Annotated in this window: 17 protein-coding genes and 1 tRNA gene; 10 read left to right on the forward strand and 8 right to left on the reverse strand. The window is 65.7% G+C overall.

The window, feature by feature from the left end; translation table 11 throughout:
* Positions 1-7: 7 nt before the first annotated feature.
* The 3 genes from AB4Z10_RS20240 to aroA form a co-directional block, all read right to left on the reverse strand.
* Positions 8-814: a DUF1194 domain-containing protein gene (locus AB4Z10_RS20240; RefSeq protein ID WP_441472188.1), complete on the reverse strand. Its 807-nt coding sequence runs from the start codon at positions 812-814 to the stop codon at positions 8-10.
* Between the two features lie 117 nt (positions 815-931).
* Positions 932-1,579: a (d)CMP kinase gene (cmk, locus tag AB4Z10_RS20245; protein ID WP_441472189.1), complete on the reverse strand. Its 648-nt coding sequence runs from the start codon at positions 1,577-1,579 to the stop codon at positions 932-934.
* Entirely contained in the window at positions 1,576-2,919 is a 1,344-nt protein-coding gene (aroA, locus tag AB4Z10_RS20250) for a 3-phosphoshikimate 1-carboxyvinyltransferase (RefSeq protein ID WP_441472190.1), read from the reverse strand. The genes cmk and aroA overlap by 4 nt, the downstream gene beginning before the upstream one ends.
* Positions 2,920-3,260: 341 nt before the next feature.
* On the opposite strand from aroA, the gene AB4Z10_RS20255 reads away from it, so the two are divergent.
* The 4 genes from AB4Z10_RS20255 to AB4Z10_RS20270 all read left to right on the forward strand — a co-directional run bounded on the left by AB4Z10_RS20255 (position 3,261) and on the right by AB4Z10_RS20270 (position 5,092).
* Complete coding sequence (locus AB4Z10_RS20255) at positions 3,261-3,653, forward strand: TIGR02300 family protein (RefSeq protein WP_441472403.1); 393 nt, start codon at positions 3,261-3,263, stop codon at positions 3,651-3,653.
* Positions 3,654-3,821: 168 nt separating this feature from the next.
* A tRNA-Ala gene (locus AB4Z10_RS20260) sits at positions 3,822-3,897 on the forward strand.
* A 236-nt stretch (positions 3,898-4,133) separates the two neighbouring features.
* Positions 4,134-4,439 carry an autorepressor SdpR family transcription factor gene (locus AB4Z10_RS20265; RefSeq protein WP_441472191.1) on the forward strand — a complete coding sequence of 102 codons (306 nt, stop codon included), beginning with the start codon at positions 4,134-4,136 and terminating at the stop codon, positions 4,437-4,439.
* Complete coding sequence (locus tag AB4Z10_RS20270; RefSeq protein WP_441472192.1) at positions 4,436-5,092, forward strand: SdpI family protein; 657 nt, start codon at positions 4,436-4,438, stop codon at positions 5,090-5,092. The genes AB4Z10_RS20265 and AB4Z10_RS20270 overlap by 4 nt, the downstream gene beginning before the upstream one ends.
* 27 nt (positions 5,093-5,119) lie before the next feature.
* Here the strand turns inward: AB4Z10_RS20270 and AB4Z10_RS20275 are convergent, their stop codons facing one another.
* Both AB4Z10_RS20275 and aspT read right to left on the reverse strand, forming a co-directional pair.
* A complete protein-coding gene (locus tag AB4Z10_RS20275; protein WP_441472193.1) occupies positions 5,120-5,677 on the reverse strand; it encodes a L,D-transpeptidase in 558 nt (185 codons plus the stop codon).
* A 131-nt stretch (positions 5,678-5,808) separates the two neighbouring features.
* Positions 5,809-7,476 (reverse strand): aspartate-alanine antiporter, encoded by a 1,668-nt coding sequence (gene aspT, locus AB4Z10_RS20280; protein ID WP_441472194.1) that lies wholly within the window; start codon positions 7,474-7,476, stop codon positions 5,809-5,811.
* A 263-nt stretch (positions 7,477-7,739) separates the two neighbouring features.
* Here aspT and AB4Z10_RS20285 point away from each other — a divergent pair, with 263 nt between their 5' ends.
* The 6 genes from AB4Z10_RS20285 (at position 7,740) to AB4Z10_RS20310 (ending at position 12,902) form a co-directional block, all read left to right on the forward strand.
* Positions 7,740-8,912 carry an ABC transporter substrate-binding protein gene (locus AB4Z10_RS20285; protein WP_441472195.1) on the forward strand — a complete coding sequence of 391 codons (1,173 nt, stop codon included), beginning with the start codon at positions 7,740-7,742 and terminating at the stop codon, positions 8,910-8,912.
* 118 nt (positions 8,913-9,030) lie between these two features.
* A complete protein-coding gene (locus AB4Z10_RS20290; RefSeq protein ID WP_441472196.1) occupies positions 9,031-9,957 on the forward strand; it encodes a branched-chain amino acid ABC transporter permease in 927 nt (308 codons plus the stop codon).
* A complete protein-coding gene (locus tag AB4Z10_RS20295; protein ID WP_441472197.1) occupies positions 9,954-10,943 on the forward strand; it encodes a branched-chain amino acid ABC transporter permease in 990 nt (329 codons plus the stop codon). Before AB4Z10_RS20290 ends, AB4Z10_RS20295 begins: the two co-directional genes overlap by 4 nt.
* The gene (locus AB4Z10_RS20300) at positions 10,936-11,685 is read left to right on the forward strand and encodes an ABC transporter ATP-binding protein (protein ID WP_441472198.1); all 750 of its coding nucleotides are present in this window, start codon (positions 10,936-10,938) and stop codon (positions 11,683-11,685) included. Before AB4Z10_RS20295 ends, AB4Z10_RS20300 begins: the two co-directional genes overlap by 8 nt.
* A 2-nt stretch (positions 11,686-11,687) precedes the next feature.
* A complete protein-coding gene (locus AB4Z10_RS20305) occupies positions 11,688-12,386 on the forward strand; it encodes an ABC transporter ATP-binding protein (protein WP_441472199.1) in 699 nt (232 codons plus the stop codon).
* 57 nt (positions 12,387-12,443) lie between these two features.
* The gene (locus tag AB4Z10_RS20310) at positions 12,444-12,902 is read left to right on the forward strand and encodes a cupin domain-containing protein (RefSeq protein WP_441472200.1); all 459 of its coding nucleotides are present in this window, start codon (positions 12,444-12,446) and stop codon (positions 12,900-12,902) included.
* A gap of 200 nt (positions 12,903-13,102) precedes the next feature.
* Here the strand turns inward: AB4Z10_RS20310 and AB4Z10_RS20315 are convergent, their stop codons facing one another.
* The 3 genes from AB4Z10_RS20315 to AB4Z10_RS20325 all read right to left on the reverse strand — a co-directional run bounded on the left by AB4Z10_RS20315 (position 13,103) and on the right by AB4Z10_RS20325 (position 18,631).
* The gene (locus AB4Z10_RS20315; protein ID WP_441472201.1) at positions 13,103-14,350 is read right to left on the reverse strand and encodes a flavin-dependent oxidoreductase; all 1,248 of its coding nucleotides are present in this window, start codon (positions 14,348-14,350) and stop codon (positions 13,103-13,105) included.
* A 774-nt stretch (positions 14,351-15,124) separates the two neighbouring features.
* The gene (locus AB4Z10_RS20320; protein WP_441472202.1) at positions 15,125-15,349 is read right to left on the reverse strand and encodes a hypothetical protein; all 225 of its coding nucleotides are present in this window, start codon (positions 15,347-15,349) and stop codon (positions 15,125-15,127) included.
* 429 nt (positions 15,350-15,778) lie between these two features.
* The gene (locus tag AB4Z10_RS20325) at positions 15,779-18,631 is read right to left on the reverse strand and encodes an ATP-binding protein (RefSeq protein ID WP_441472203.1); all 2,853 of its coding nucleotides are present in this window, start codon (positions 18,629-18,631) and stop codon (positions 15,779-15,781) included.
* Positions 18,632-18,802 lie beyond the last annotated feature (171 nt).

Below are 18,802 nucleotides of genomic sequence, written 5' to 3' on the forward strand. Positions count from 1 at the left end.
TAAATCCTCAATTCCCCATGCGGTCACGCCATTGCCGTTCGCCGGCGAGGCAGGAGACCGAGTCGCCCGCCTGGGCCTTGTGAACGGTCGCATCGGCCGGTGCCTCGGCGATCTCGCGCAGCAGCTTGGTCTTGGTCGCCTCGACGAACTGGCTCTTCTCGCGGATCGGGATGACGAAGGCGCCGATTCCGGTGACGACGCAGTCCTTGTAGTAGACGTCGAGATTGTCGATGTCGAAATAGCCGGCCTGTTTCAGCATCACGGGCAGGCCGTTGATCGCGATGCCCTTGGCGCCAGCCTCGTCGCGCGCCGCGGTGACGGGCCGCCCGTCATTGTTGGCGCCGTCACCGGAGATGTCGATGACGCGCCGTATCGCCGTGACGTTGACCTGTTCGAGCATTTGCACGCCGAGATCGATTGCCCCCGAGATCGAGGTGCGCCGTCCGCGCCGCGTCGGAGCCTCACCCAGCTCCTCGGCAAAGGCGACGGCCGCGGCCGGGCCATCGATCACCTTCCATGGCCGCACGACGTATTGGAAGCTGCTGCCCGCCCATTCGAAATAGGTCACGGCGATCTTGCCGATCGCGCCCTTGGCGATCGCGTCGTGGAGCTGCTTCGAGCGGAAGGCCTCGATATAGCCGTTGCGCTGCAGGGCGAGCTCGTCGAGGTCCATCGAATAGGAGACGTCGACCGCGAGCACGAGCGCGACATCGACCTCTTCTGGGGGAGCGCCGGCCGTCTGGGCCCGGGGCAGGGCAGGCTGCCAGAGCACCGCCACTCCCAGGCATGAGAGACCGCACAGCCAGCGCCGCATCGCCACCTCCTTCGTCCTGTCGCGGAAAGGAGTGTGCCTCTGGCTGCGATGATCGCCAAGCCGGAAAATCCCGCTAACGGCGCCTGTTTCGATAGCAAATGCGCGAGCAGGAGGTTCTCAGCCGGCGCGGCGCCTCTCGACGATGTCGATGGCGGCCGCGACGGCCTCCTCGACTGTCAGCGCCGAGGTGTCGAGCGTGACGGCATCTTCCGCGGCCTTGAGCGGGGCGTCGCTGCGCCCCGAATCACGGGCGTCGCGCCGGCGGATATCCGCGAGGATGCCGTCGAAGGTCACGGCCTCGCCGCGTCCGACGAGCTCCTTGTGCCGGCGCGCGGCGCGCACTTCGGGCGTCGCGGTGACGAAGAGCTTCGCCGGCGCCTCCGGGCAGATCACCGTGCCGATGTCGCGTCCGTCGAGCACGGCGCCGCCGGTCTGCGCCGCGAAACGCCGCTGCCTTGTGAGCAAGCCGGCCCGCACGGCCGGCACGGCCGCGACAACGGAGGCCGCCTCGCCGATCTCGCGGCCGCGCAGCCGGTCTTCCGGAAAGGCGGTCTCGTCGAAGCTGCTGACGATCTGCTCGGCGGCTGCGGCGTCGCGGATGTCGTGGCCGGCATCGAGCATGGCGCGGGCCACCATCCGGTAGAGCAGGCCGGTATCGAGATAGGGCAGGCGGTAATGGGCCGCGAGCCGGCGCGCCAGCGTGCCCTTGCCGGATGCGGCAGGGCCGTCGACGGCGATGACGAGGCCGTCCTTGTTTAGGCTCATCGGATCTGGCCTCCGAGGCCGTTCATCAGGGCGACGAAGCTCGGGAAGCTCGTCGCGATCATCAGTCCGTCATCGACCACGACCGGCTCGCGCGTCGCCAGCCCCATGACGAGGAAGCTCATCGCGATGCGATGGTCGAGATGGGTTGCGATCGGCCCGCCGCCGCGCACCGGCCCGCCGCCCGAGCCTTCGACGATCAGGTCGTCGCCCTCGATGGCGCAGGTGACGCCTGCCACCTTCAGTCCGGCCTCCACCGCCGCGAGGCGATCCGATTCCTTGACGCGCAGCTCCTGCAATCCGCGCATCCGCGTCGTGCCGCTGGCGAAGGACGCAGCCACCGCCAGCACCGGATACTCATCGATCATCGATGGCGCGCGTTCGGGCGGCACGATCACGCCCTTCAGGCTCGAGGCCCGCACGCGCAGGTCGGCGACGGTTTCGCCGCCCTCATTGGCCTCGCGCTCGACGGTGATATCGGCGCCCATTTCGAGCAGCGTCGTCAGCAGGCCCGAGCGCAGCGGATTGGTCATCACGCTTTCGATCAGGATGTCGGAGCCCGGCACGATCAAGCCCGCGACGAGTGGGAAGGCGGCGGAGGAGGGGTCCGCCGGCACCGCGATCGGCGCTGCCTGCAGCTCCGGCTGGCCCTTCAGTACGATGCGCCGGCCATGTTCGCCTTCCGGCGTCACGATGATTTCGGCTCCGAAATGAGCCAGCATCTTCTCGGTATGGTCGCGCGTCGCCTCTGCCTCGATCACGCTCGTCTCGCCCGGCGCGGCCAGGGCGGCGAGCAGCACCGCGGACTTGATCTGCGCCGATGCGACGGGCGGACGGTAGGTGATCGGGATCGCCTCCTTCGGCCCGCGCAGGGTCAGCGGCACGCGCCCGCCCTCCTGCTGCGAGACGACGACCGTGCCCATCTGCTCGAGCGGATCGAGGATGCGCCGCATCGGCCGCTTGCGCAGCGAGGCGTCCCCATCGAATGTCGTGGTGATCGGATGCGAGCCGCAGACCCCCATCATCAGCCGCGAGCCGGTGCCGGCATTGCCGAAATCGAGCACGTCGGCAGGTTCGCGCAGGCCACCGACGCCGACCCCCTGCACGCGCCACGCCCCAGCGCCGTCGTGATGGACGATCGCACCCAGCGCCCGCGCCGCAGCGGCGGTGCGCAGCACATCCTCGCCTTCGAGCAGACCGCTGACCTTGGTCTCGCCGATCGCCAGCAGGCCGAAGATGATCGCCCGGTGCGAGATCGACTTGTCGCCGGGCACCCGGACGCGGCCCTTGAGCGGGCCTGCCGCGCGGGCGGTGACGGGGACCGGTGCGTGGTCGTGGGACACGGGGATCGGGGTCTCTGCGCTCGGGAAGGAACGTATGCGTGCCCGGCCTAGAGCACGATCCGATCAGATTGCAATGCAATCTGATCGGATCGCGCGTTCTCTATCGGTATGTGAGAGACGGATACCGATCAGGTTGTTCCAACCTGGCCGGATTCGGCTCTAGCACGCTCGCGCAAGCCGCGCCAATGCACGGTCGCGTTGCCGTCTGGAGGGCGGGTGAAACGGCTCCCGCTCTTGCGCGCAGTTGCCGCATGGCTCAAATCAATATTTGACAGCGCGGCGCGCCCCGACTAACGGACGCGCCTGCTTTTCAGAACATGATGATTGAAGGGTCCGACGCAGTGGCGAAACCGGAACTCGGAACGAAGCGCGTTTGCCCGGTCACGGGGCGCAAGTTCTATGATTTGAACAAGGATCCCATCGTCTCCCCCTATACGGGGCAGGCTTACCCGCGGACGATGTTCGATCCGCAGGCCAAGGTGCCGGCCAAGCCAGAGGCCGATGAGGAGGAAGAGACCGAGGTTGCCGACGGCGCCGTCGAGCTCGTCTCGCTCGACGAAGCCGATGCGGAGGCTTCGGAGAAGGACGCCGTGGTCACGACCGAGGACGACATCGAGGTCGAGGACGACATCGGCGGTGAGGACGACGACACCTTCCTCGAGGAAGATGAGGAAGGCGACGACGACGTCGCCGACCTGATCGACGGGGATATCGAGGGCGACGAGGACAACTGATCCACAGCCTCGAAAAAAGATGACGACAAGGCGACATTAAGCGCTTGTGTCTTCAGCCCGGGCCGCCTATAGACCGCTGCGTCGCTGGACGGCGGCCCGGACGGAACCGCCGAGGTGGTTCGAAAGACCCGGTTTTGACGGCCGATTCCCAACTCGGTCGTCGCGTGTGGGGCCATAGCTCAGTTGGGAGAGCGCTTGAATGGCATTCAAGAGGTCGGCGGTTCGATTCCGCCTGGCTCCACCAAAACACTCTTCGATCAGTCCTAGTCGATGACCGAAACCAGCCCTTAGCAGGCTGGTTTTTTGCGTTCTGGGGCCGCTGGTCTTCGGCGATCCGGAAAGATTGGCAGCCTTCACAGCGATGCTGGCGCCAGTGGCCCGAAGCATGGAGCGTTCTGCGATAGCGGGTTGCCTCATGCATCGGGATGGCTCGGCGGAAGACCGATTGACTATATTTTGGTGTTTGCCTAAATTACGAACATGAATCAGGTCTTCAAAGCCCTTTCCGATCCGACGCGGCGCGAGATCCTGCGGCTGCTGCGGGAGAAGGACATGAYGGCGGGCGAGATCGCCGAGCATTTCGATCTGGCCAAGCCGACCTTGTCCGGCCATTTCGCAGTCCTGCGCGAAGCGGATCTCGTCCAGAGCGGCAAGCGCGGCACGACCGTCACATACAGCTTGAACCTCTCGGTCCTCGAGGAAGCGATGTGCCTGTTCCTCGACCGCTTCGGCTTCTCGCTGGAAGCCCGCTCCCATCCGGCCAAAGCAGTGGAAGGCCAGCCGTGACCCGCTCTTCGCTCCTCGAAAGCTGCCTCATAATCGGCGCGATGCTCGCAGCGTCCGCCTTCGCGCTCGGGCAGGTGCCGCACGACGCACGAATCGCGATCCATTTTGATGTAGCCGGCCAGCCGGACCGATTCGCCGATCCGTTGATCGCCTTCCTCGCCATGCCGGGCTTCGCGATGGCGATGACCGTGCTCTTTGTCCTCCTGCCGAGATGGGAACCGCATGCCGGCAATCTCGCTCGCTCAGCCTCGGCCTATGCCGCGACATGGCGGGCCGTCATCCTGCTGCTCGCCGCCTGCCACGCCCTTCTGATCGGCCATGCGCTCGGCCTGATCCGGGACGTGCCGGGCTTCATGACTGCGCTGCTCGGATTGTTTTTTGTGGCGACCGGCAATGTCGCCGGCAAGACGCGGCCGATGCGGCTCTTCGGCGTCCGGACGCCATGGACGCTGGCAGATGCCGGCATCTGGCAGAAGACCCACAGGCTTTATGGCCGGGCATCGGTGGGGCTTGGATTCGCGCTCGTCGCGCTCGCCTTCATCAAGGTCCCGCCCCATGTGCTGGCCGCCGCCAGCCTCGGAGGGCTTGCGCTGCTCGTCGCTGGAAGTGTGGCTTATTCCTGGTGGCTCTGGCGGCAGAATGCTGCGCACTGAAGCGGGCGTCGGGTCGGTTAGGCAACCCTATCGAAGCACCACCACCTTCGTGCCGGGCCGGACGCGGTCGTAGAGATCCATGACGTCGCGGTTGGTCATGCGGATACAGCCTGAGGAAACCGCTGCGCCGATCGTATCTGGCTCGTTGGAGCCGTGGATGCGGTAGAGGCTCGATCCGAGATAAATCGCGCGCGCGCCGAGCGGATTGTCCATGCCGCCGGCCATATGGCGCGGCAGGTCCGGGCGGCGCTTCAGCATCTGGGCCGGCGGCCGCCAATCGGGCCATTCGCGCTTCATCGAGACGGTCTTGGTGCCCGACCAACTGAAACCCTGGCGCCCGACGCCGACGCCGTAGCGCAGCGCCTGGCCTCTGCCGAGGACGTAGTAGAGCCGCCGCTGACTCGTCGAGATCACGACGGTGCCGGGAGCCTGTTTGCCGCTCCACGGCACGACCTGACGCGGAATCGGCTGTTCGCTGAAGATGTTGAGGAAATCGGCGAGGCCGCGGCTGATCGGATTGCTGTAAGCCTGCGCGGGCGCTGAAAGAGCCAGCAGCCCGGCGGCGAGAATGATGGCGCGTAGCATGATGCTCCCTGCGGCGCCCCCCGCTGCAGAATTAAAGAGAAGACGGAAAATGAGGTCAAGGCTGGCTCGCGGCAGACGGGCCGGCCACGATCACGCGTGGCCGGTCTTCCCGCGCTGCGGCCGGGGCGGTCTCAGTGGATCAGCTTGACCATGCCGACGACCACGGGCCCCATCAGCGGCAGCAGCACGTTCGAGATCGCGTAGGTCACGGTGTAGCCGATCACCGGGGTCGAATTGCCCGCGAGCGAGACCAGTGCAGTGATCGAAGGAGTGCTGCAGTGCTGGCCGGCGATCGCACCGAGCAGGATCGGCGCCTCGATCTTCAGCAGATGGCGGCCGATATAGAGCGAGACCAGGCCCGGCACGGCCGAAACCAGGATCGACAGCACCGGCAGCATCAGCCCGTACTGCTTGAGCAGCGCGACGGCGTCCGGGCCGACCGAGAGACCGATGGCTGCAATGAAGGTCGCCAGGCCGAAATCCTTCATGAACTCGGCCGCCTCGGGCGGAATGGCGCCGAGCAGGGGGCGGTGCATGTGCAGCCAGCCGAAGACGAGACCCGAGATCAGCGCGCCACCGCCTGTGCCGAGCGTCAGATTGAGCGGGCCGATCTGCAACGCGAGCTCGCCCAGCAGGAGGCCGGCGACGACGCCGAGACCAAGCATGACGAAATCCGTCGTCGACGTCGCTGGCAGCAGATGCCCGAGCTCGGTCGCGGCGCGGGTGATCGCCTCCTCCGAGCCATAGAGCGTGAGAATGTCGCCCTGCTCCAGCACGGTGCCGGGCAGAGCGGGGATGCCCTGGCCGAGGCGCCGCACGCGGGAAATGAACACGCCCCGCCGCTGCTCGTCACTGGCGAGGCGGCGCAGGTCACGGATGCGCAGGCCGGCCACCTCGCGGCGCACGAGCACGACCTGACGCTCGACGAGCGGAACATTGTCGCCCGCGGGCATCGGGACCTCGGCCCCGAGACGCTCGCTGACCGCGATGACCGAGCGACGCCGGCCGATGATCAGGACGATGTCATCGGCCTCGAGCTGGGTTTCGGGTGTCGCCTTGATGAAGCCCGAGACGCGCCCGACCTGTTCGATCGTGACGACGCCATTGACGCTGTTCTCGAAGGCGCCGACCGTGCCGCCGCTGATGGGACCGGCACGGAAGGTGCGCGAGACGATCTCAGGGACGCCGTTCTCCTTGTCGTTGTCGCCCTCGGCGCCAAGCTGCCGGGCCAGTGCCGCGGCCTCCTCGCGCAGATCGATCCGAAGCAGCAGCGGGCCGATCTGCGTCGTAAAGACCACGATGGCGACGAGCCCGAAGAGGTAGGTCACGCTGTAGGCGGTGGCCATATTGGCCTGCAGCCGCGAAATCTCGGCTGCGGGCAGCGCCAGCCGCGAGATCGCGTCAGAGGCTGTACCGAGCACGGCCGATTCCGTCGCCGCGCCCGCAAACAGGCCGGATGCCGTGCCTGCATCCAGGTTGAACAGCAGGACGGCTGCCGCGACCAGGGTCAGCACCGTCCCGACCTCGACGAAGGAGAGGACGCCATAGCGCAACCCGCCGCGGATATTGTTGAAGAACTGCGGCCCGGCCGTGAAGCCGAGCGCGTAGATGAACAGCGCGAAGGCTACGTTCTTCAGATCCGGGCTGATCGTCACTCCGAGTTGCCCGAGGGCGAGCGCGACGAACAACGTCCCGCAGACGCCGCCGATCCGGACGGGCCCGACCTTGATCTTTCCGATGAGGTAGCCGAGAGCCAGCGAAATGAAGAGGGCGACGACGGGCTGTGTAACAAAGGACACGGCGGTACCCGGCTCGGAGGACGGTACTTTCGAGATTATTCGCGCCGCATGAATTCGCAAGCCGCGGCATTGGAATGTGCGAGACCCACTGGCGTCAGGCGCCAGAGTGTGAATCATTTGGGCGAGGCGGCGGAAAATTTCTGCGGGGCAGACCCTTGCAGATATTTTAAGCTTGAAACAATATGCCTCTGCGCAGGCCATAGAAGTTTGAGGGAACCGGGTCGCGCATCCATTTCTCGTTCGTTCGTCCCGGGAGGGCATCGATGACGACACTCAAATTCGCACTCGCGCTGGGCTGCGGAGCGCTGGCATTTTCCATCGCGTCCGCGCAGGCGCAGGAGCCGATGAAGATCGGCGTGGTGAGCGTGCTGACCGGCCCCGGAGCGGCGCTCGGCCAGCAGGTCCGAGACGGCTTCCAGCTCGCGGTCGACAAGAACGGCGGCAAGCTCGGCGGCGTGCCGGTCAAGATCACGGTGATCGATGACGAACTGAAACCCGATGTCGCGGTGGACCGGGTGCGGACCTATGTCGAGACCGAGAAGCCGGCCTTCGTCGTCGGCCCGGTGTTCTCGAACATCCTTGGCGCCATCGCCAAGCCGGTCCTCGACTCCGGCGCCTTCCTGATCAGCCCGAATGCCGGCCCGTCGACCATGGCGGGCAAGGCCTGCAACAAGAATTTCTTCGTCACCTCCTACCAGAACGACCAGGTGCACGAAGTCCTCGGCAAATACGCGCAGGATCAGAAGTACAAGACCGCCTACATCATCGCGCCGAACTATCAGGCCGGTAAGGACTCGCTCGCCGGCTTCAAGCGCTACTTCAAGGGCGAGATCGTCGACGAGGTCTATGCGCCGCTGAACGCGCTGGATTTCTCGGCCGACCTCGCCAAGATCGCTTCGACGAAGCCCGACGTGGTCTTCGCCTTCCTGCCCGGTGGCCTCGGCGTCAACTTCGTCAAGCAGTGGTCTCAGGCCGGCCTGCAGGGCAAGATCCCGTTCCTCTCCGCCTTCACGGTCGATGAATCGACCCTCCCGGCGCAGCAGGATGCGGCGGTCGGCCTCTATGGCGGCATGACCTGGGCGCCCAACATGGACAACCCGCAGACGAAGGCGTTCGTCCAGGACTATGAAGCCGCCTACAAGATCGTGCCGGGCTCATACGCCCAGCAGGCCTATGACGCCGCGATGCTGATCGATTCGGCCGTGAAGGCGGCCGGCGGCACCGGCAATCCCGACAAGCTGCGCGAGGCGATCAAGAAGGCCGACTTCACCTCGCTGCGCGGCAAATTCAAGTTCAACACCAACGGCTATCCGATCCAGGACTTCTACCTCGTCAAGGTCGCCAAGCGGCCCGATGGCAAGTTCCAGACGGAGATCGCGGAAAAGGTGTTTGCCGACTACGCCGATCCGCACGCCAAGGATTGCGCGCTGAAGTGACGCAAAGCGTCATCCTCGGGCGAAGCGAAGCTTCGGCCCGGGGATCTCTTCGTCACGAGATGCTCGGGTCAGGCTCGAGCATGACGTCTCATGACCGGCCCTGACGTAGGACCGCGCGATGACAACCAGCCTTCTGATCGTCCAGCTCCTGAACGGGCTCCAGTTCGGCATCCTGCTGTTCCTGGTGGCGGCCGGGCTGACGCTGGTCTTCGGCGTGATGGACTTCATCAATCTCGCTCACGGCGTCCAGTACATGCTGGGCGCCTATCTCGCCGTGACCTTCGTCGGCCTCACCGGCTCCTTCATGCTCGGGCTCGTGCTGGCGCTCGCAGCCGCGCTGCTGCTCGGCCTTGCCTTCGAATTCCTGGTCTTCCGGCATCTCTATGAACGCGACCATCTCGATCAGGTCCTGGCGACCTTCGGGCTGATCCTGCTGCTCAACCAGGCGGTCAAGATGATCTGGGGCGCCGCGCCGCTCTCGGTGCCGGTGCCCGAATTCCTCTCCGGCAATGTCCGCCTGATGGACGGCATCCTCTATCCGACTTACCGGTTCGCCCTGATCGCGGCGGGCCTGGGCGTCGGCGCGCTGCTCTGGTTCGTGGTCGAGAAGACCCGCACCGGCATGCTGCTCAGGGCCGGCGCCTCGAACGCACCGATGGTCTCGGCGCTCGGCGTCGACATCCGCAAGCTGTTCATGGTCGTCTTCGCCTTCGGCACCATGCTCGCCGGCTTCGCAGGGGCGATGGCGGCGCCGATCCTTTCCGTCGAGCCCGGCATGGGCGATACGGTGCTGATCCTCGCCTTCGTCGTTATCGTCGTCGGCGGCATCGGCTCGATCCGTGGCGCCTTCGTCGGAGCGCTGATCGTCGGGCTTGTCGACACGCTCGGCCGTTCCTTCATGAACGACCTGCTCCGGTTGTTCATGGCGCCGGCCTCGGCTCGCGCCACCGGCGCGGCGCTCTCCTCGATGCTGATCTATCTGGTCATGGCGGCGGTGCTGTTCGTGCGGCCCGAGGGACTGCTGCCGGCCAAGGGGCGCTCATGAGCGCGGTAACCGGCTCTCCCCCGATTGCACGGCCGGCTGCGCCCCCGCTGCGCCGGCTCGCACCGCTCTTCATCCTCGGCCTGCTGGCGCTCTTGCCCCTCGCGACCTCGCTCGGCCTGCCCTCGCATTGGCTGACACTGGTGACGCGGGCGATGATTTTCGCGGTCGCGGCGCTCTCGCTCGACCTTATTCTCGGCGTCGGCGGTCTCGTTTCCTTCGGCCACGCTGCCTTCATCGGCATCGGGGCCTATGGCGCCGGCATCCTCATCACCGAAGGCCAGACCGAGCTGCTGGTCGCGCTGCCGTTGATCCTGATCGTCTGCGCCGTCTTCGCGGCGGTGACCGGCTACGTCTCGTTGCGCACGCGCGGCGTCGCCTTCATCATGATCACGCTCGCCTTCGGGCAAATGGCCTATTACCTCGCCCAGGCGCTCTCGGCTTATGGCGGCGACGACGGGCTGACGCTCTACGAGAAGAGCACGTTCCTGGGGCGGGAGATCTTCAGCAACCGCACCGGCTTCTACTACATCGCGCTCGGCACGCTGGCGGTGTGCTATTGGCTGGCGCGCCGGCTGGTCGCCTCGCGTTTCGGGCGCGTGCTGCGGGCGGCGCGCGAGAATTCCGTCCGTGTCACGGTGACCGGCTACGATGTCGATCGCGTCCGGCTCGGCGCCTATGTCATCAGCGGCATGATGGCGGGGCTGTCCGGCTTCCTGCTCGCCAACCAGACCGATTTCGTCAGCCCCGCCTTCATGTCCTGGCAGCGCTCGGGCGAGCTGATCTTCATGGTCGTGCTCGGCGGCGTCGGCTCGCTCTACGGGGCGATCGTCGGCGCGATTGCTCTCCTTGCCGTGGAGGATGTGCTCTCCGGGCTGACCCAGAACTGGAAGGCGATCTTCGGCCCGCTGATCGTGCTCTTCGTGCTGTTCACCCGCGGCGGTATTGCCGGCCTCATGGCCAAGCTCCGGGGGAGCCGCGATGGCTGAACCGGCGCTTGCACTGAAAGGGCTCGCAAAATCCTTCGGCGCGCTCAAGGTCACCAACGGTGTCGACCTCACCATCGCGCCCGGCGAGCTCCACGCCCTGATCGGCCCCAACGGCGCCGGCAAGACGACGCTCGTCCACCAGATCTCGGGGACGCTGCGGCCGGATTCCGGTGCGATCCTGTTCGGCGGCATGGACGTTACCCACCTGCCGCCGCAGAAGCGAGCGCAAGCGGGGCTCGCCCGCACCTTCCAGATCACCTCGACCATCGCCTCGCTCTCGGCGCTGGAGAACGTCGCGCTCGGCGTGCAGGCAAGGAGCGCCCATCCGCTCTCGGTGTTCCGCAACGCTGCACGCGACGAGGCGCTCAACGCTCCCGCCTGGGAAGCCTTGGAAGCGGTCGGCCTCGCCGGCCGCGCGCATGCCCCGGCCGACAGCCTTTCCCATGGCGAGAAGCGCGCCCTCGAGATCGCGATGGCGCTGACCTTGCAGCCGAAGCTCATCCTGCTCGACGAGCCGCTCGCAGGCGTCGGCCATGAGGAGGGCGAACGCCTGATCGCCTTGCTGAAGAGCCTGAAGGGCCGCTTCGCCATGCTGCTGGTCGAGCACGACATGAGCGCCGTCTTCGCGCTGGCCGACCGTGTCACCGTGCTGGTCTATGGCGGGGTGATCGCCTCGGGCGAGCCGGCTGCGGTCCGGGCCGATCCGGCCGTGCGGCAGGCCTATCTCGGCGAGGAGGGCTAGCGATGCTCACCGTCGAAGGGCTCGATGCCGGCTATGGCGAAGCGCAGATCCTGTTCGGGATCGATCTCACTGTGGGCGAAGGCGAGGTCGTGACCCTGCTCGGCCGCAACGGCATGGGCAAGACCACCACGGTGCGCGCCATCATGGGTCTGCTGCCGGCACGGGCCGGGCGCATCGCTTTCGGCGGGCGCGACCTGACGGGCGCCCAGCCCTTCCGCATCGCCCAGGCCGGCATCGGCCTCGTGCCGGAAGGCCGGCAGATCTTCCCGACGCTCTCGGTCGAGGAGAACCTGATCGCCACGGCGGCGGACCGCTCCGGCAAGAAGCGCTGGGATCTCGATCGGATCTACGCCTTCTTCCCGAGGCTAAGGGAGAGGCGGGAGAACCGCGGCAACCAGCTCTCCGGCGGGGAGCAGCAGATGCTGGCGATCGGCCGCGCGCTGATGACCAATCCCAGGCTGACCATCCTCGACGAGGCGACGGAGGGGCTCGCGCCCCTGATCCGCGAGGAAATCTGGAACTGCCTGACGGCCTTGAAGGCGGAGGGAGAATCGATCCTGGTCATCGACAAGAACGTCGATGCGCTCGTCAGGATCGCCGATCGCCATATCGTGCTGGAGAAGGGCCGCGTCGTCTGGCGCGGCACGAGCGCCGAATTGCGCAGCGACAGCGCTGTGAAGGATCGCTTCCTGCATTTCTAGCAGACTGTTCCAACCGCCTTCCGGTCCTCAGGCCGGCCCGATGAGGAGAGCAAGACCATGAAGCCGCTGACCGCCGGCGTGACGCGCGCCAATGAGAGCCTCGACGGAATCTCCTGGAGCATCCTCGGCCAGACCTATGTGCCGAAGACGCTGACGGAGGACAGCTTCTCCTGGCACGCGACGCTTCCGCCGGGCACCTTCGTGCCGCCGCACATCCACACGACGCAGGACGAGTTCATCTACATGCTGGAAGGCCGGCTCGATCTCGTCCTCGACGGGCAGGAGAGTTTCGCGACGGCCGGCGACCTGATCCGCCTGCCGCGCAACGTGCCGCATGGCCTGTTCAACAAGAGCGATGCGACGGTGAAGTGCCTCTTCTGGGTTTCGCCGACGGGCCGGCTCTACGACCTGTTCTGGGGCATTCATTCCATGGCCGAGCAGAAGCCGGCCGACGTCGTCGCGCTCTCGGCCGGGCACGAGGTCGACTTCCTGCCGCCCCCGCCCGACGGCGCTTGAGAGCAGGGCGCCACAATGGCTTCTTGGGAAGCCTCGCAGTCATGCTCGCCCTTGTGGCGAGCATCCACGTCCTGAACACCGCATGGCACGAAGGACGACGTGGATGGTCGGGGCAAGCCCGACCATGACGGGGACCGCATGTTCATGGATTCCGAGTTCGCCGTCTTGCGGCGCCCCGGAATGACGGCGCGGTACCGGCTCTACCCTTTGCGCGCCGCAAGCTGCTCGGCCGAGAAGCCCGCTTTGCCGGCATAGGATTTCACGATCTGCTCGCGCTTGGCATAGCCGAGCACGCGCTCGACATCGTCGAAGCCGTTCGGCGCCAACGCCTCTATCGCGTCGATGACACGTTCCGGCCCGCCGACGCGGTTCATCGCCACAACCTCGGCCGTCGCGGGCAGACGCTGCGCTTCATAGGCAGCCAGCGCCTGGCGCGGATGCTCGGCTTTCACCAGACAGTCGGCGAGGCAGCGCGCATCGAGGATCGCCTGCGAGGCGCCGTTGGAGCCGACCGGATACATCGGATGCGCGGCATCGCCGAGCAGCGTGACGCGGCCATGGGTCCAGCGCGGCAGCGGATCGCGGTCGCACATCGGATATTCCCAGAAGGTCGAGGTCGCGCGGATCAGCCCGAGAATATCCATGCCCGGCACGCTGAAGCGGCGCGCGAAGGGCAGCACGTCCTCGAGGCGACCGGGCTTCGACCACGCCTCCTTCGGCGGCGGTCGCTCGGGATCGCCATTGCGGATATTGACGACCCAGTTGGTCAGCCGCGTCTTCGCGGTCGCTCCCTTGCCGATCGGGTAGAGCACCAGCTTGCCGGCCATACCGCCGGCGATGATCATGCTCTCGCCATCGAGGAAGGTCGGCCACTCGCAGGCGCCGCGCCACATCTGGACGCCCTGCCAGCGCGGCGGCCCCTGGTTCCGGAAATAGAAGGCCCGCACGGCCGAGTGGATGCCGTCCGCGCCGATCAGGATGTCGCCGCGCGCCGTCTCGCCTGCCTCGCCGAAGCGGGCATCGCTGAAATGGGCGGTGACGCCGCCCTCGTCCTGCAGGAAGCCGACCAGTCGGCGGCCGGTGCGGATCGCGTCCTCGCCCAGCCGCTCCGCAACGGCGTCACGGATGACGCGCTGGAGCCGCCCGCGATGGATCGAGAACTGCGGCACCGGCGCGCCTGCGTGCAGGCCGCGCGGCTCGCGCCAGACCGCCTGCCCGAAGCGGTTCATGTAGATCAGTTCGCGCGTGCGGATGCCGGCCTCGTCCAGCGTCGGCAGCAGGCCGAGATCGGCCAGCTCGCGAATGGCATGCGGCAGCGTGTTGATCCCGACGCCGACCTCCCGGATCTCGCTGGCCTGCTCGTAGACCGTTGCTGCGATCCCGCGCGCATGAAGCATCAGCGCCAGCGTCAACCCGCCGATGCCGCCACCAACGATGATCACCCGCATATGCCCGTTCCCCTGGGTCTAATATTTTAAGTTTGAAATATAGCCGTTTGCATTGTCAATCGCCGATGGCGGTCTCGCCAGGCCGGGCCCGGAACAAGGACGCGATGGGACGACGAAAGCCGGGTCCCGCTTCGGTGCCCCGGGATTGCTTCTGAATCGAACGGTCGCGCTTTCGCCCTCGAAGACTGATCGGTTCCGAGGGAAATCGAACGCAGCACAACTTGCCGAAGAGATGGCCGGAAAAGTGTGGGTCGCCAGAGCATCAGCGTTACCCAAAGGGAACTTCCGCCGCCCCATTCGCGTTATTCGGTTGCGCGGCGTACAAGCCTAGCACCGCGCCACCTGAAGGGAGCCGGCCTTCCTATCCCGGCCCCCTTCTTTTGTTTTGTTTGCCCCAAGCGACCCGTCCTCAGGGTATCGCTGGCAGAATGTCTCGGGCGGCGGTGCCAAGAAAGCGTGTGACCGCATCAAGCCGCAAGTCGTCAGCCTGGCCCAGACGAAGCGGGATTGCGCCTTTTGCTGTGGGGAGATCATTCGACCACTTCGATGATCTTGCGCGTGCCCGGCTCGCTCGGGATCGTCTTGCCGTTGACGACAGCGAAGCGGTATGGCGCAACGCCGACAAGAGAAGACAAGCTCTGCAAAGTCGCCGAGGACGGCAGGGCCGTGCCGTGCCGATCAAGGTCGGCTAGGGCCGGTCCCTGCCCGAGGCGCGCATATGAACGGCGGTTGACCCGTCGTCGACCCGCCGGCGGATTTCGGGAGCTCCGGCTATCATTCCTGCCCGGCGATATCGGAGACGCCCTCTTCCGGCTGTTCGGAGGCCTTCCGCCCGACGCCGCGCATCATCGCGATCGAATCCTCATAGACCTTGATCGCATGGGAGAGCGCTTCAAGCTCTCGCTCCTGCTCGCTTCCCGCTGTGGCGCCGCTCAGAGCCTGGACGCGTTTTACCGCGGCGACGCATTCGTCCGGGTTGCGGATGATCAGCTGCTTCATGGCTACTCCCCTTTCGGAGTTGGGTTCGTTCCCATTCTCGCTGCGCCGACGCGCTCATCGTGCCAAGGCACATCGTCTCGCCATGTCAGGTTCTTGGAACAGACAGGCCGAGCACCGGCATCTGAATTAGATATCGGGAGTGGGGAGATCCTCCGCCAGATCATCCGCACGAATGACGGCGTGGCGAACGCAGTTGCTGCGTCAAATCTCCGCTCGTCGGAATCCCCTTGCTCGTGCCAAGCCGACCGTTGCGGGCCGGGCCATCGTCCCATCCGGATCACAGGCGCGGTGGGGATCCGGCTTCTGGCGGAGGGATAGGCCGACCCATCCACCGATGAACAAGCCGGACCTCTCGCCAGGAGCGGGGCAGCGTATGCGACGGCCGGGGCCGGATCAGATCCGGAGTTCGTGAAGACCTGAACGAGCCCGCTACCCCAACCTTTCGAGCACTTTGGCAGCCGCGGTCAGGTCTGGAGTATCGCCGCCGTCCGTGAACTGCTCGACAACTGGTCGCAGGAGCGCATGGGCTTCAGCCGCGCGACCCTGCCGGTCCCAGAGGGATGCAAGGTCGGTCGCGGCTCGGACCTCCCACGCTCTCGTTCCCTGGGTCCGGGATAGTTCCAGGGACCGCGCGAAGTAAGCCTCCGCCTCCGTGTGGCTCAATTCGGGAGCCGCGGCGAGAATGCCGCCTTTCAGGCGCAGAAGTTCGGGAAGGTAGGATTTGTAGCCCTTCACTTCGATCATCCGTTCCGTTTCCTCCACAAGCCTCCAAGCGTCAGCATGGCGACCGGCTACCTTGAGCCCCGAGGCGAGGACGATCTGGAAGCGTGTCGTGAAGAGTTCGAAGCGCGCCTCATGAAGCTTCTCGATGTGCTTTCGCAGCATCGCCACGCCCGCTTCGACATCGCCACGCCGGATCACGAGTTCGGCCTTGAACGCATTGCCCATGTGAAGATACGGCTCAAACGCGTGCGTTTCTGCGCGGGAAATAAACGAGTTCAGATGTTCCTCCGCAAGATCGAGATCGCCGAGCCACAAGAGTGCAGCGACGGCATTCAGCACGATCCCGAATGCAATCGGGTGACGGATCGCTTCTGCTTCCCTGAAGGCTTGTTCCACGGCTTTACGCGTCTGTGCGGGATAGCCTTGCATCCAGAGCGTAGTCACCCAGCCGATTTCGGCCCAGCTATAGTAATCGAAGCCGAAATGAATTTGCCGGCTGGTTGCCGGGTTTTGAGGTTCGAGAGCGGATTTTAGCTCCGAGCGCGCATCGGCAAGCCGACCCGTGACGCTGAAGGTGAGGCCGAGCAGAGTATGGGCAAGTGAGGTCGCGACGGCATCATCCAGCGTGCCCGCGATATCCGAACAGCGCTCGGCGCATCGCATGCAGTTTCCATACTCCCCGCTTCGCAGATGATAGATGAACAGTGGCCCCAGCAGGCGCACCGCGTTGAGGTGGTCCCCGCGCGTTTCGGCGATCTCGAAGCTTCTCTCCAGCGCCGCAAGTGTTGCCTCATTGTGTCCACGCGTGAACATCAGGGACACGCCGAATGAGGCCTGCAGCTGCATTTCCTCGCCGCTGCCCCGGTTTGTCTCGTCGAGGGCCCGCAGCGCCCGTTCGGTCCAACGATGGCATTCGGGCAGCAGGCCCATGGCGCGGAAAACCGGAGCTGCGGCGGCGGCAAGTCCAATCCCGACTTGCGCATCCCCGTTATCGGTGAAGCACCATTCCAGTGCCGCGTGCACATTGTTGAGGGCGGCGTAATGCGGTGCCCGCTCCACCCCCGTCGATAGCGACGACCACTCGCTTCCGTTCTGCTCCAGCCACCTCCGGTAATACGAGGCGTGGCGAGCGGCCAACTCCGTCCGCTCTGCTTTGTCCGTGGTGAGATTAATCGCATAAGAGCGTGTCGTATCGAGCAGACGGTAACGCATCATCGCGCCAAGGGGACGCGTGGCGACCATCGATTTTTCGACGAGGCTGTCGATCGCCGCAAAGACTGCGGCCGTGTCGAGCGTATCGTTCGTCACCACTTCCAACGCCGCATCAAGCGTGAAATGCCCAACGAAGACCGCGAGCCGGCGCAGCACTGCGCGCTCCAGGTCGGAGAGGAGGCCATAACTCCAGTCGAGCGTCGCCTGCAGCGTCTGCTGGCGCGGCGGGGCGGTGCGCAGCCCGTGCCAGAGGAGCGTCAGCCGCTGCTCCAGCAGGGCCGCCGTCTGCTCGAGCCCGTACGTCTCGACACGTCTGGCTGCAAGCTCGATGGCAAGCGCGACACCATCGAGCTTGCGGCAGATGTGACAGACGATTGCGACCTCCAAATCTCCCACGTCGAGGCGCGCGCCGCTTGCCGCTGCGCGCTCGAGGAAAAGTTGCGTCGCTGGAAACTGCTGCATATCGCTCACCGCAAGCCTTGGCGCCTCGGGCGGACAGGCCAACGCGTCCAGCCTGTAGACGCGCTCGCCCCCGACGCGCAGAGCCTCTCGGCTTGTTGCGAGAATTTGCAGCTGCGGCGCGGCCTCCAGAATGGCCGCCACCATCGCGGCTATCGCCTCGACGAGATGTTCGCACGTATCGAGGACCAGCAGGAGACGCTTGTCTTTCAGAAATCGGATGAGGTCCTGCGTCGGGTCCTCGGCCTGCACCGGCAGGCCCAGCAGGGACGCTACAGACGTCGCAGCCAATCTGGGATCGCTGATGACGCCAAAGTCTACGAACAGCACATGTTCTGCGAAGCTCTCCGCCACCCGATGGGCCGTGGCAATCGCGACAGTGGTTTTGCCGACGCCGCCGGGGCCGACGATGGTGACGAAACGGCACTGCGCCAGTTGCTCGGTCAGTTCAAGAACATCGGTATCCCGGCCGATCATCCGCCCGAGACGCGGCGGCAGGTTGGCGTGTGAGAAATGGAGTGGGCGGGCCTTCACGCCGTTACGGTCAACGGGCCTGCCTGTAACAGGAGCGACGAAGCAGTAACCTCGGCCCGGAACGGTGGTGATGTAGCGTGCCCCGTGCTGGCCGTCTCCGAGCACCCTGCGTAGGCCCGTCATGTGAAACCGCAGGCTGCCTTCCTCGACACGCGCATCAGGCCAGACCTCAGCCATCAGGTCCTTCTTGCTGATGATCTCGTTGGGCCGGGCCACGAGCGCAATCAGCAGGTCCAGAGGGCGCCCGCCCATTCTGACGGGCACGCCGTCTTTGGTGAGCAACCTTTCGCTGACGGACAGCCTGAACGGACCGAAGAGAAATCCCGCGCTGTCTCCGCTCACCGCGCTTGCCATGGCGTCATCTTTCGCGTCGGCGCTTGCTTTGGCGTGGTTTGGGCGATCGCCCGGCCAAATTTTGGCCGGAGAAACTAGGAGCCGGATACGGCCGGATGGCAAGTGCTCTTCGTTAGTCGCCGCGCGGCGGAAGATTGGCCCCCACTCCGAAGACCTAATAGTTCCTCACAA

It is taken from the genome of Allobosea sp. RAF48 (assembly GCF_052114025.1).
GTDB lineage: Bacteria > Pseudomonadota > Alphaproteobacteria > Rhizobiales > Beijerinckiaceae > Allobosea.

Excerpts from the sequence above, each read along its gene's own strand:
- AB4Z10_RS20240 (WP_441472188.1), bottom strand. The coding sequence starts at position 814 with ATGCGGCGCTGGCTGTGCGGTCTCTCATGCCTGGGAGTGGCGGTGCTC.
- cmk (WP_441472189.1), bottom strand. The coding sequence starts at position 1,579 with ATGAGCCTAAACAAGGACGGCCTCGTCATCGCCGTCGACGGCCCTGCC.
- AB4Z10_RS20275 (WP_441472193.1), bottom strand. The coding sequence starts at position 5,677 with ATGCTACGCGCCATCATTCTCGCCGCCGGGCTGCTGGCTCTTTCAGCG.
- AB4Z10_RS20285 (WP_441472195.1), top strand. The coding sequence starts at position 7,740 with ATGACGACACTCAAATTCGCACTCGCGCTGGGCTGCGGAGCGCTGGCA.
- AB4Z10_RS20290 (WP_441472196.1), top strand. The coding sequence starts at position 9,031 with ATGACAACCAGCCTTCTGATCGTCCAGCTCCTGAACGGGCTCCAGTTC.
- AB4Z10_RS20295 (WP_441472197.1), top strand. The coding sequence starts at position 9,954 with ATGAGCGCGGTAACCGGCTCTCCCCCGATTGCACGGCCGGCTGCGCCC.
- AB4Z10_RS20300 (WP_441472198.1), top strand. The coding sequence starts at position 10,936 with ATGGCTGAACCGGCGCTTGCACTGAAAGGGCTCGCAAAATCCTTCGGC.
- AB4Z10_RS20305 (WP_441472199.1), top strand. The coding sequence starts at position 11,688 with ATGCTCACCGTCGAAGGGCTCGATGCCGGCTATGGCGAAGCGCAGATC.
- AB4Z10_RS20310 (WP_441472200.1), top strand. The coding sequence starts at position 12,444 with ATGAAGCCGCTGACCGCCGGCGTGACGCGCGCCAATGAGAGCCTCGAC.
- AB4Z10_RS20315 (WP_441472201.1), bottom strand. The coding sequence starts at position 14,350 with ATGCGGGTGATCATCGTTGGTGGCGGCATCGGCGGGTTGACGCTGGCG.
- AB4Z10_RS20320 (WP_441472202.1), bottom strand. The coding sequence starts at position 15,349 with ATGAAGCAGCTGATCATCCGCAACCCGGACGAATGCGTCGCCGCGGTA.
- AB4Z10_RS20325 (WP_441472203.1), bottom strand. The coding sequence starts at position 18,631 with ATGGCAAGCGCGGTGAGCGGAGACAGCGCGGGATTTCTCTTCGGTCCG.